The organism is Streptomyces sp. CNT372, assembly GCF_000377145.1.
This window is the reverse complement of sequence record NZ_KB897777.1, coordinates 84,685-97,447: the sequence shown is the minus strand read 5'-3', so window position 1 is coordinate 97,447 and position 12,763 is coordinate 84,685. Positions and strand designations below refer to the sequence as shown.

At 72.8% G+C, this 12,763-nt stretch carries 5 protein-coding genes, 1 tRNA gene and 1 pseudogene; 5 read left to right on the top strand and 2 right to left on the bottom strand.

All coding sequences use genetic code 11. The features are described from left to right. Positions 1-162 precede the first annotated feature (162 nt). From topA to C593_RS0102990, 5 genes are all read left to right on the top strand, one after another. The gene (gene topA, locus C593_RS0103010; protein WP_018845833.1) at positions 163-3,090 is read left to right on the top strand and encodes a type I DNA topoisomerase; all 2,928 of its coding nucleotides are present in this window, start codon (positions 163-165) and stop codon (positions 3,088-3,090) included. A 135-nt stretch (positions 3,091-3,225) separates the two neighbouring features. Then, entirely contained in the window at positions 3,226-6,774 is a 3,549-nt protein-coding gene (tmk, locus tag C593_RS0103005) for a dTMP kinase (RefSeq protein ID WP_018845832.1), read from the top strand. Positions 6,775-7,091: 317 nt separating this feature from the next. After that, a complete protein-coding gene (locus C593_RS0103000; RefSeq protein ID WP_026277296.1) occupies positions 7,092-8,297 on the top strand; it encodes a DNA polymerase III subunit delta' in 1,206 nt (401 codons plus the stop codon). A gap of 157 nt (positions 8,298-8,454) precedes the next feature. Next, positions 8,455-9,996 carry an alpha/beta hydrolase gene (locus tag C593_RS0102995; RefSeq protein ID WP_018845830.1) on the top strand — a complete coding sequence of 514 codons (1,542 nt, stop codon included), beginning with the start codon at positions 8,455-8,457 and terminating at the stop codon, positions 9,994-9,996. A 162-nt stretch (positions 9,997-10,158) separates the two neighbouring features. After that, a tRNA-Thr gene (locus C593_RS0102990) sits at positions 10,159-10,232 on the top strand. 121 nt (positions 10,233-10,353) lie between these two features. Here the strand turns inward: C593_RS0102990 and C593_RS28710 are convergent. Then, a pseudogene (locus tag C593_RS28710) lies at positions 10,354-11,962 on the bottom strand (tyrosine-type recombinase/integrase). After that, a complete protein-coding gene (locus C593_RS0102980) occupies positions 11,959-12,636 on the bottom strand; it encodes a helix-turn-helix domain-containing protein (RefSeq protein WP_018845828.1) in 678 nt (225 codons plus the stop codon). Before C593_RS0102980 ends, C593_RS28710 begins: the two are co-directional and overlap by 4 nt. Positions 12,637-12,763 lie beyond the last annotated feature (127 nt).

Sequence of the window (12,763 nt, the reverse complement as noted above, 5' to 3'; positions counted from 1 at the left end):
CCGTTGCGGGCTTTTGCCGTTTGACACGGGGGCGGGTTGTACCGTCACACTCCGCAGCGACAGCAGCGTCACAGCAGTGCCGTCGCGCTCGCACCCACACCGGTGCCGCGTGCCGCGCCGCTGTGAGCGCCCATCGGATGTCGACCGGAGAGAAGAGCGAAGTTGTCCCCGACCAGCGAGACCGCACAGGGCGGCCGCCGACTCGTGATCGTCGAGTCGCCTGCCAAGGCGAAGACGATCAAGGGCTATCTCGGCCCCGGCTATGTCGTCGAGGCGAGCGTCGGGCACATCCGCGACCTGCCGAACGGGGCCGCCGAGGTCCCGGAGAAGTACACCGGCGAGGTGCGCCGCCTCGGGGTCGACGTCGAACATGACTTCCAGCCCATCTATGTCGTCAACGCCGACAAGAAGGCGCAGGTCAGGAAGCTCAAGGAGCAGCTCGCCGAGTCCGACGAACTCTTCCTCGCCACCGATGAGGACCGCGAGGGCGAAGCCATCGCGTGGCACCTCCTGGAGGTCCTGAAGCCGAAGGTCCCCGTCCACCGGATGGTCTTCCACGAGATCACCAAGGACGCGATCCGCGAGGCCGTCGCCAATCCGCGCGAGCTCAACAAGCGCATGGTCGACGCCCAGGAGACCCGCCGCATCCTCGACCGCCTCTACGGCTACGAGGTCTCGCCGGTCCTGTGGAAGAAGGTCATGCCCCGGCTCTCCGCCGGCCGTGTGCAGTCCGTCGCCACCCGGCTCGTCGTCGAGCGGGAGCGCGAGCGCATCGCCTTCCGCTCCGCCGAGTACTGGGACCTGACCGGCACCTTCGCCACCGGCCGCAAGGGCGACAGCTCCGACCCCTCCGTCTTCACGGCCCGACTGAACACGGTCGACGGCCGCCGCGTGGCACAGGGCCGCGACTTCGGCCCCGACGGCCGGCTCAAGAGCGAGCAGGTCCTCCACCTCGACGAGGCGAACGCCCGCGCGCTCGCCGCCGCCCTCGCGGAGACGACCTTCGCGGTCCGCTCGGTCGAGTCCAAGCCGTACCGCCGCTCGCCGTACGCCCCGTTCCGCACCACGACCCTCCAGCAGGAGGCGTCCCGCAAGCTGGGCTTCGGGGCGAAGGCGACCATGCAGGTCGCGCAGAAGCTGTACGAGAACGGCTTCATCACCTACATGCGTACGGACTCGACCACGCTGTCCGACACCGCCGTCGCGGCGGCCCGCGCCCAGGTGACCCAGCTCTACGGCTCGGACTACCTGCCGGAGAAGCCGCGCACCTACGCCGGCAAGGTCAAGAACGCGCAGGAGGCGCACGAGGCGATCCGCCCCTCCGGCGACCGCTTCCGCACCCCGGCGGAGACCGGCCTGAGCGGGGACCAGTTCCGCCTCTACGAGCTGATCTGGAAGCGGACCGTCGCCTCCCAGATGAAGGACGCGACCGGCAACAGCGTCACCGTGAAGATCGGCGGCCGCGCCTCTGACGGCCGGGACGCCGAGTTCACCGCGTCCGGCAAGACGATCACCTTCCACGGCTTCATGAAGGCGTACGTCGAGGGCGCGGACGACCCCAACGCCGAGCTGGACGACCGCGAGCGCCGCCTGCCGCAGGTCACCGAGGGCGACGCGCTGTCCGCCGAGGAGATCTCGGTCGACGGCCACGCCACCAAGCCGCCCGCCCGCTACACCGAGGCCTCGCTGGTCAAGGAGCTGGAGGAGCGGGAGATCGGCCGCCCGTCGACATACGCGTCGATCATCGGCACGATCCTCGACCGCGGCTACGTCTTCAAGAAGGGGACGGCCCTCGTCCCCTCGTTCCTCTCCTTCGCCGTGGTCAACCTGCTGGAGAAGCACTTCGGCCGGCTCGTCGACTACGACTTCACGGCCCGGATGGAGGACGACCTCGACCGCATCGCGCGCGGCGAGGCGCAGGCGGTGCCGTGGCTGAAGCGTTTCTACTTCGGCGAGGGCGACGCGGCCGGCGCCGCCTCCGAGGCGGGCAACGGCGACGGCGACCATCTCGGCGGCCTCAAGGAACTGGTCACCGACCTCGGCGCGATCGACGCCCGGGAGATCTCCAGCTTCCCCGTCGGCAACGACATCAAGCTGCGCGTCGGCCGGTACGGCCCGTACGTGGAGCGCGGGGAGAAGGACGCCGAGGGGCACCAGCGCGCCGACGTCCCCGACGACCTCGCCCCCGACGAGCTGACCGTGGAGCTGGCCGAGGAACTCCTCGCCAAGCCGAGCGGCGACTTCGAGCTGGGCACGGACCCGGAGACCGGCCGCCAGATCGTCGCCAAGGACGGCCGCTACGGCCCGTACGTCACCGAGGTGCTGCCCGAGGGCACCCCGAAGACCGGGAAGAACGCGGTCAAGCCGCGCACCGCCTCGCTCTTCAAGTCGATGTCCCTGGACACGGTCACGCTGGCGGACGCGCTCAAGCTGATGTCCCTGCCGCGGGTGGTCGGCACCGACGCCGAGGGCGTCGAGATCACCGCGCAGAACGGCCGCTACGGCCCCTACCTGAAGAAGGGCACCGACTCGCGCTCCCTGGAGACCGAGGAGCAGCTCTTCACGATCACTCAGGACGAGGCGCTGGCGATCTACGCGCAGCCGAAGCAGCGCGGCCGGGCCGCCGCCAAGCCGCCGCTGAAGGAGCTGGGCACCGACCCGGTCAGCGAGCGTCCGGTGGTCGTCAAGGACGGCCGCTTCGGCCCGTACGTCACCGACGGCGAGACCAACGCGACCCTGCGGACCGGCGACAGCGTCGAGGAGATCACTCCGGAGCGCGGCTACGAGCTGCTCGCCGAGAAGCGGGCGAAGGGCCCGGCCAAGAAGAAGACGGCCAAGAAGGCCCCCGCGAAGAAGGCCCCCGCGAAGAAGGCCCCCGCGAAGAAGACGGCGGCCAAGAAGACCGCGGCGAAGAAGACCACCACCGCGAAAACGGCCGCGAAGAAGACGACGGCGTCCAGGACGACGGCGTCGAAGACGGCCGCGTCCGGGACGACCGCCGCCAAGGCAGCGGCGAAGAAGACGGCGGCCAGGACCACCGCCGGGAAGACCGCGTCTTCCGCCTCCTCGGCCGGGTCGGCCGAGGAGTAGGACCGCCGGGCGCAGGAGCGTCCCTGCAGGGCCCGTGTCCGCCGTCGGACACGGGCCCTTCACAAGCTCTCGACAATGCGTCCGTGTGTTCGGGCACCCCGCCGGGGAGCGGACCGCTCCCGATAGGCTGGGCGGATGACGCGAGCCGAGCAGCCAGCCGAGCAGCACGCGGTCACCGGTACCGCTGTGGAGACTGCTTCCGACGCCTCTGATTCCGAAGCCCTCGCCGCGGACTCGCGGGAGCGGGCCGTACGCGCCCTGCTGCGCGGGCAGCCGCTGCGGCGGTTGTGGAACGCGCAGGCGGTGGGCGGGACCGGGGACGCACTCGGCGTCCTCGTCCTCCTGCTGCTCGCCCTCCAGGCGGGGGTCGCCTCGGAGACCTTCGGCAGCGGATACCGGGGCGCGGCCTTCGCCGTCGCCGCCGTCCTCGGCGCCCGGGTGCTGGCCACGGTGCTCTTCGGCGCCGTGCTGCTGGGCCCGATGACCTCCCTGACCGCCCCGAGCGGACCGCTCGACCGGCGTTGGACCATGATCGGCGCGGACGGTCTGCGGGTCGCGCTCTTCGTCGTCGCGCCCCTGTGGCTCGACTGGACGCCCGCCAACGCGCTGGCGATCCTGCTGGTCACCGGCTTCGTCGCCGGGGTCGCCGAACGCTTCTGGACCATCTCCCGCGACGGCGCGGCCCCGGCCCTGCTGCCGGCGCCGCCGCTGGAGGGCGCCGCCGTCCGGCCGCTGCCCGACCACCTCGACGCGCTGCGCAGGCTGTGGATCCGCACCGGCTTCGCCGTCGTCCCGGCCGCCGCGGCCGCGCTTCTCGTCGCGACCCTGATCGGCAATCTGCTCGGCACCGGCATCGAGTGGTTCACGCTGCACCAGGCGGCGCTGGGCTCCTACCTCGCGGCCGGCCTCTTCGCCGCATCGGTCTCCACCCTCTCCTTCGTCCAGTTCCCCGACGCCCAGACGCCCCGGCCCCGTTCGCCGCTGGAGGGGCTGCGCCGCCCGTCCGCGGGCGAGGCCACCGTCGCGCGGGCCCGGGAGACCGGCGCCGACCAGGCCGAGGTCCTTGCCGCCGGCGGCAAGGACAAGGCCACCGGCAGCAAGGACAAGGGCACGGGCGCGGGCAGGCGCACGGGCCGCACGCCCGACAAGGGGCGGACCGGCGGAATCCCGCTCTTCGTCCTGGCCTGCGCCTCCGTCTCCGCCGCGATCGCCTCGGCCGTCGCCCTCGCGGTCCTCCACGCGGTCGACCTCGGCGCCGGGCCCGCCGCCTTCGCCCTGCTGGTCCTCGCCCTCACCGGCGGCACCGGTATCGGCATCCGGGCGGCCGGGGCCGTACTCCCCGGCCTCTCGCGGCGCAGGGTCCTCGCCCTGGCGATCACCGTCACGGGTATCTCCCTGCTGGCGATGGGCCTGGTGCCCGACACCGCGACCGTACTGTTCCTCGCGCTGCTCGCGGGTGTCGCGGCGGGTGTCGCCGCGAACACCGGGCACACCCTCGTCGACCAGGAGACCGAGGAGCCGCGCCGCGCACGCCTCACCGACCACCTCCAGGCCGTCGTCCGTGTCTGCATCGGGCTCGCCGCCGTCGTGGCCCCGCTGGTGGCCGCCGCGATCGGCCCGCACCGGCTCGCCGGCGGCGACTTCGTGTTCGCGCACGGCGGGGCGGCGTTCACGCTGATGCTGGTGGGCGCGCTGCTGCTGCCCGTCGCCGCGCTCGTCCTCGCCAAGACGGACGACCGCTCCGGCGTCCCGCTCCGCCACGACCTGCGCGACGCGCTGCGCGGCGGGGCCGACCCGGCGCAGAAGCCCGCGTCGAACGGCTTCTTCATCGCGGTCGAGGGCGGCGACGGCGCGGGCAAGTCCACCCAGGTGGAGGCCCTCGCCGAGTGGATCAGGGCCAAGGGCCACGAGGTCGTCGTCACCCGCGAGCCCGGTGCGACGCCGATCGGCAAGCGACTCCGCTCGATCCTGCTCGACGTCTCCAGCGCCGGCCTGTCCAACCGGGCCGAGGCCCTGCTCTACGCGGCCGACCGCGCCGAGCACGTGGACTCCGTGGTGCGGCCCGCGCTCGACCGCGGTGCGATCGTCATCTCGGACCGCTACATCGACTCCTCCGTCGCCTACCAGGGCGCGGGCCGCGACCTGGCCCCCACCGAGATCGCCCGGATCTCGCGCTGGGCCACCGGCGGACTCGTCCCGCATCTGACCGTGCTGCTCGACGTCGACCCGGAGACCGCGCGAGAGCGGTTCACGGAGGCGCCGGACCGGCTGGAGTCGGAGCCGGCCGAGTTCCACCGCCGGGTCCGCACCGGGTTCCTGACGCTGGCCGCGGCCGACCCCGGCCGTTATCTGATCGTCGACGCCGGGCAGGAGCCGGGGGCCGTCACCACGGTGGTGCGCCACCGGCTGGACCGGCTGCTGCCCCTCTCCGAGGCCGAGATCCGGGCCCAGGAGGAGGCCCGCCGCAAGGCCGAGGAGGAGGCGCGGCGCCGGGCCGAGGAGGAGGCCCGCCGGAAGGCGGAGGAGGAGCGGCTGGAGCGGGAGCGCCAGGAGCAGCTGGCCCGGCTGCGCGCCGAGGAGGAGGAGCGCAAGCGCCGCGAGGAGGAGGAAGCCCGCCGCCGTGAGGCCGAGCGCCAGGCGGAGGAGGCCCGTCAGCGGGCCGAGGAGGCACGTCTGCGCGCCGAGGAGGAGCGCCGGCGGCGTGAGGCGGAGGAGAAGGCCCGCCAGGAGGAGCAGGAGCGCCTGCGCCGGCAGGCGGAGGAGGAGGCCCGGCTGCGGGCCGAGGCCGAGGCGCGCCGGCTGGAGAAGCAGCGCAAGGCGGAGGAGGCGCTGCTGAAGGCGGAGGAGGCACGGCGGGCCGCCGAGGCGGCGGCTGCGGCGTCGGCGGCCTCTGCGGCCGGGGCGGCATCGGGATCGGCTTCTGCATCTGCTTCTGCATCTGCTTCGGCCAACGAGGTGACCGTCGCGACGCCGGTCGTGCAGCCGGACCCGGGGCGGTCGGCGCAGGCCGCGCCGGAGACCCCTCCGGAGGAGATCACCCAGGAGGTGCCCCGCCCGGGCACGCCCCCGGCCGACGACGCGACGACGGTGCTCCGCAAGGTGCCGGACGACGCGGCAGGCCAGGCAGGCCCGGCGGACACGCGCTCGCGGCGCGCGCCGCGCGGCGGTGACGCCGAGACCTCGGTGCTGCCGAAGGTTCCGGCGGCCCCGAACGACCCGGCCCCGAACGACCCGGCCCCGAACGACGCGGCCCGGGACGACGCGGCCCGGGACGACGCGGAGACGTCCGTCCTGCCCAAGGTGCCGAACGAGGCCGAGACCTCGGTGCTGCCCCGGGTCCCGGGCGAGGCCGCCGGGAGCGGTGGCGGGCGTCGTGCCGCCGACGAGACGGCGAAGCTGCCGCCGGTGCGGGACGGGCGTCGCGGTGACGACCCGGCGGACCGTGTTCCGGCGGACTTCTTCCGCGACGAGCGGTCGGGGGCGGCCTCGGAGAGCGCGGCCGAGCGCACCCGCGAGCTCCCGCAGATCGACCCGGACGGGTCGGAGACCACGGCGGAGCGGCCCCGGCGCCGCTCCGACTGGGCGGAGGAGACTCCGCTGGACGACCTTCCGACGCTGGCGGACGAACTCCTCGGCCCGCACGAGGACGAGGACGACCGGCGGGGCGGACGCGGGCGCCGCTGACGGCACACGGAACGGGCCGGGCCGGGACCAACGGGGGTCCCGCGCCCGGCCCGGGTCCTTTCCGGTGCGGGGCTGGGTCCCGGTCGGCGGCGGCCCGGGGGCGGGGCTGGACCGATCGCGTTCGCACCCGGGTCCGGGGTCCCGGTCCGTGGCCCGCCGGGGCGACCGGGTCAGCCCGGACCCGGGCCGTGGCGTCCCCGAGCCGGGGCGGGCCCGGGCCCCGGTGAACGGCGCCCCCGGGCGCCCCCGCCCGCGTCCTCCGTTGTCAGTCGGCTGGACCACAATGGGAGGCCGCAGGCGAAAGGTGGTGGCGGCCCGTGGCCGTTTGGGACGACATGGTCGGCCAGGAGCGGCTCCAGGAGCAGCTGGAGGCCGCCGCGCGGGACGCCGACGCGCTCGTCACCGCGCACGAGCGGGGCGAGCCCGCCCCGGCCGGGTCCAGGATGACGCACGCCTGGCTGTTCACCGGACCGCCCGGCTCCGGCCGGGTCACCGCCGCCCGGGCCTTCGCCGCCGCCCTCCAGTGCACCAGCCCCGACCGCGCCCTCGGCGGCGCGCCCGGCTGCGGCTTCTGTGACGGCTGCCACACCGCGCTCCTCGGTACCCACGCGGATGTCAGCTCGATCGCCGCCGTCGGCACCCAGATCCTCGTCGACGACATGCGCGACACCGTCCGCAAGTCCTTCACCTCGCCCGCCGGCGGGCGCTGGCAGGTGATCCTCGTCGAGGACGCCGAGCGGCTGAACGAGAAGTCGGCCAACGCCGTCCTGAAGGCCGTCGAGGAGCCCGCCCCCCGGACCGTCTGGCTGCTCTGCGCGCCGTCCATCGAGGACGTCCTGCCCACGATCCGTTCGCGGTGCCGGCTGCTGACGCTGCGCACCCCCTCGGTGCGGGCCGTCGCGGACGCCCTCGTCCGGCGGGACGGCGTCGAGCCCGCGGCGGCCGAGGCGGCGGCCCGCGCCACCCAGGGCCACATCGCCCGCGCCCGCCGGCTCGCCACCGACGAGCGCGCCCGCGCCCGCCGCGCCACCGTCCTCAAGCTGCCCCTCCGTGTGGACGACATCGGCCAGTGCCTCAAGGCCGCGCAGGAACTCGTCGACGCGGCGGCCGAGGACGCGGCACAGCTCGCCGAGGAGGTCGACGGCAAGGAGACAGAGGACCTGAAGGCGGCGCTGGGCGCGGCGCAGGGCGGGCGGATGCCGCGCGGCACGGCGGGGGTGATGAAGGAGCTGGAGGACAAGCAGAAGCGCCGCAGGACCCGGGCCCAGCGCGACAGCCTCGATCTCGCGCTCTCCGACCTGACCGGCTTCTACCGCGATGTGCTCGCCCTCCAGCTCGGCTCAGGGATCGCGCTCGCCAACGGCGACGTCCGGGAGGCGCTCGACCGGGTGGCCCGCGCGTCCCGTCCCGAGACGACCCTGCGCCGTATCGAGGCGATCGTCGCCTGCCGGGACGCGCTGGACGGCAACGTGGCGCCGCTTCTCGCGGTCGAGGCGATGGCGGTGGCCCTCCGCTCGGACTGACGCGGGCCCGGGGCGTTCGGACTGACGCGGGCCCGGCCCCGTTCCGCCCTCCGTCCCGCCTTCTGTCCCGCAGGCCCGGGGACGTCACCCGTACGAGCACGGACCCGCCCCGGCAGGGGATGCGCAACCGCCGCCGCCGGCGATTACGCTCCGGGGGATGGACACCAGGCGCCTGTTCCGCACCCTCACCCTTCCGCTGGCCACGGCCGGCCTGTTCCTCTCCGGCTGCAGCGGCGACGCCTCGGGCGGTTCCGCTTCCACCGGCGCCCAGCAGTCGGGCCAGGCGGCCCCGGCCGCCGAACTGGAGCCGTACTACTCGCAGAAGCTGACGTGGCGCGAGTGCGGTGTGCCCGGTTTCGGGTGCGCCACGATGAAGGCGCCGCTGGACTACGCGGACGCCGACGGCGAGTCCATCGACCTGGCCGTCGCCCGCAAGAAGGCCACCGGACCCGGCGAGCGGATCGGCTCCCTGCTGGTGAACCCGGGCGGACCGGGCGGCTCCGCGGTCGGCTACCTCCAGGCGTACGCGGGCATCGGCTACCCCGCCCCGGTGCGCGCCCGGTACGACATGGTCGCCGTCGACCCGCGCGGCGTGGCCCGCAGCGCGCCCGTGGAGTGTCTGACCGGTCCGGAGATGGACGCGTACACACAGGTCGACCAGACGCCCGACGACAGCGCCGAGGCATCGGAGCTGACCGCCGCGTACAAGAAGTTCGCGGCGGGATGCGAGAAGCGTTCGGGCAAGGTCCTGCCGCATGTCTCGACCGTGGAGGCGGCCCGGGACATGGACATCCTCCGCGCGATCCTCGGCGACGAGAAGCTGCACTACGTCGGGGCCTCGTACGGCACCTTCCTCGGCGCGACGTACGCCGAGCTGTTCCCGGACCGGACCGGGCGGCTCGTCCTGGACGGCGCCCTGGACCCGGCCCTGCCCGCGCGTGAGCTGAACCGCGACCAGACGGCCGGCTTCGAGACGGCGTTCCGGGCCTTCGCGGCCGACTGCGTGAAGCAGGCGGACTGCCCGCTCGGCACCACCTCGGTGGCGGACGCGACCGACCGGCTCAAGGCGTTCTTCGAGCAGCTCGACACGGAACCGGTCCCGACCGGCGAGAGCCGCCCGCTGGGCGAGGCCCTGGCCACCACGGGCGTGATCTCCGCCATGTACGACGAGGGCGCCTGGCCCCAGCTCCGCTCCGCCCTGACCGCCGCCCAGCGGGGCGACGGCGCGCCCCTGCTCGCGATGGCCGACAGTTACTACGAGCGCGGCTCGGACGGCTCGTACGCGAACCTGATGTTCGCCAACGCGGCCGTGAACTGCCTGGACCTGCCCGCAGCCTTCGACTCGACCGAGGCGGTCGAGGCGGCGGTCCCGGAGTTCGAGAAGGCGTCCCCGGTCTTCGGCAAGGGCTTCGCGTACGCCTCGCTGAACTGCGGTTACTGGCCCGAGCAGGCGACCGGCAAGGCCCACCGCATCACGGCCGAGGGCGCGGCCCCGATCGTGGTCGTCGGCACCACCCGCGACCCGGCCACCCCCTACAAGTGGTCCGAGAGCCTCGCGGACCAGCTGTCCTCCGGCACCCTGCTGACCTACGAGGGCGACGGCCACACGGCGTACGGGCGCGGCAGCGACTGCATCGACACCGCGATCAACACCTACCTCCTGGAGGGCACGGTCCCGAAGGACGGCAAGCGCTGCTGACGGCCTCCGGCGCCGGTCCCGGGGCGGGGCCCCGGGGGCGGTGCCGGGCCCGCCCGGGCGCCGGTGGAGGTGGTGCGAGGCACCCCGAGGAACCCTGTAGACTTGGCGCCGCTGCTGATGAGAGCGTGTCCCCACGGGGACGGATCTTTTCGTCCGCAGGATGCCGCCTTAGCTCAGTTGGCCAGAGCAACGCACTCGTAATGCGTAGGTCTCGGGTTCGAATCCCGAAGGCGGCTCAGAGAAACCCCAGGTCACATTGCCCGTGACCTGGGGTTTTCTGTTGCTCGGGGCGTGACGCGTCACACGGTCGAGGTGCGGTGACTTTGCCTGCGTGAGCGATGCGTGAGCGGAGGGGCGTCAGCCCTTATTCGCGGCCTTCTTGGCCTTGCCCTTCTTCTTCCCCTTGGCCTTCGCCTTCGCGGCCCGCTTGGCCTCCTTGGCGGCCTTGCGGACCTGCTCTTCCTGCCCGGCCTTGCGCTGGAGGGGGACGAGCTTTGCGGTGGCCTCGGCGGCGCTCTTGCCGACGTGGGGGAGCACGCTCTGGTAGATGTCGCGCGTGATCCGGGTGTCGCTGTGCCCGAGCGTGTCCGACACGATCTTGATGTCGATGTCGGCGGCCAGCATGAGCGTCGCCGCCCCGTGTCGGAGATCGTGCAGCCGGATCGGCGGCAGTCCGGAGGCCGCCACGAGCCGCTCGAAGAGGTCGGTGACCTTGCCCGGGTGGAGCCAGGAACCGTCCTCCTGGGTGAAGACGAGCCCGGTGTTCACCCAGGCCGAGCCCCACTCGGCGCGGTCGGCCTCCTGCTGCTCGCGGTGCCGCTTCAGGACGTGGACGGTGTCGTCGTCCAGGGCCACGACGCGGAAGCCGCTGTCCGTCTTCGGTTCGGACGCCTCGACCTCCCAGCCGTCCTGCACGAGCTGGCCGGTGACCGTGAGGGAGTGCCGGTCGAGGTTGGTCTCCGACCACGGCTGTCCGCACGCTTCGCCACGACGCAGGCCGCGGAAGGCGATCAGGTGCCACATCGCGTACAGCCGGTCCTCGGCGACGAAGTCGAGGAAGGCGCCGGTCTGTTCCGGCGTCCAGACCATCACGGGGGACGGCTTCTCGCCGGTCTGCTCCCACTTGGCGACCCGTTCGTCCGTCCATACGAGCGCCTTCGGCTTGCGCACCGGGTCGATCTCGACGTGGGCCGCCGGGTTGAACGTGATGATCTGCTGCCCGATCGCGTCGTTGAGGGACGCGCGGAGCGTGGCCTTGATGTGCTGGCGCGTGGCGGGGCCGGTGACGCGGCGGAAGGCCGGCATCGCGTCGATCGCCGCCTTCATCGCCTTGCGGCGGGCGCGGTTCGCCACACCCTTCCACGGGACGGTCGCCAACTCCTCGACCGCCGCACGCCGCTGGGCGTTCTGCTCCAGGATCTCGGCGTTGGCGTCGGTGATCGCGGTGAACATGTCGCTCAGGTGGCTGACACAGCCGGTCGAGACGCCGGTGGCCGATGTGAGGCTTGAGGTGCACGCGGATGTCCGTCTCGTACCGGTTGATGCCCGACTTCCGGATCCGCTTGCCCGCGAGCCACCGGTCCAGCCACTCGGTCACGGTCAGACTTCCGACGAGGTCCTGGCCGGCCTTGAGTCGCCGCCGGGTTTCTTCCACGTCGGGCAGGGGCAGCTTCTCGCCACTGACCTCCGACAGCATCTCGGCAAGCAGCTGGATGCCTTCGGGGTCATCGACCTCGGCGAGCCCGAGCAGGGCGCGCACGTGGTCGAGGTCGGCCTGAGCCGTCTTGGCGTTGGTGTACCCGCCACGGGCAAAAGACCGCCTACTGCCGTCCTCACGGGGCGGCAGCTCCTGGCGTATGGAGTAGGTGCAGTGATTCCTGCTGTTGCGCTTGGGGCAGGAAGTGCCGAGCTCCTTGCCGGTCTTGGGGTCGCGGCAGGAGCAGCGGCGGTAGGTGGAACCCTTCAAAAGTCTTCCTCCAGGTGGTTGTTGTCGTCGAACGGGCTCGTGAACCGGGACGGCAGCAGCATTGGGGGCGTGCCGCCCTCCTCGCGGATGGTGGTGCGAATGTGGCGCAGCCGCTCTTTGGCGAGCGCGGCCCTCTCGGCGTAGAAGGCTTGGGCGCTGAGGGCCTCTTCGCGTTGAGTGGCATCGCTGGCCGACTTGGCCTTCCAGGCTTCGTCCTGCTCGCTGGACTCGGCCGCGCTCAAGGCCCGCTGCTCGCTCTCGTGCTGGTGGAACAGGCGCAGCATGAGGTCCAGGGCGAGCGGTTCGCCGGGTTCGGCGCCGGTGAACCACTGCATGGCGTCCCAGGTCTGCTCGCTGGGCCGCAGGGGGAGTTTCTGGACCCGCTCGACATAGCCGACGGGGTAGATCAGGCAGATCGGGTTCGTGTGGAGCGCCTCGGCCAGCACCATGACGTCGACCAGGGGGAGGCTGGCTCGGCGTCCGGACTCCATGTTGGCGATCACGTTGCGTGGGATCGGATGGCCGATCTTCTCGCAGGCATCGGCCAGGCTCTGTGCGCTCATCCCCAATTCCTTCCTGCGTCGTCTCACCTCCTTGGCCACGGTCGCCATGACCTGGTCCACCCACTCGGGGATGTCGTCCTCGTCTTCATCATCGAATCCGCGTTGTGTCATGACGACACAGTAGCTCGATCACACTTGTTCCTCGTAGCCCGGAGCCGGATGTGATGACCGCGTTCGCCGACGGCTGTACGAGAGGAGCGCTGCGTGCGCGACAACGCGACAGGGGCCAGGCTGACGG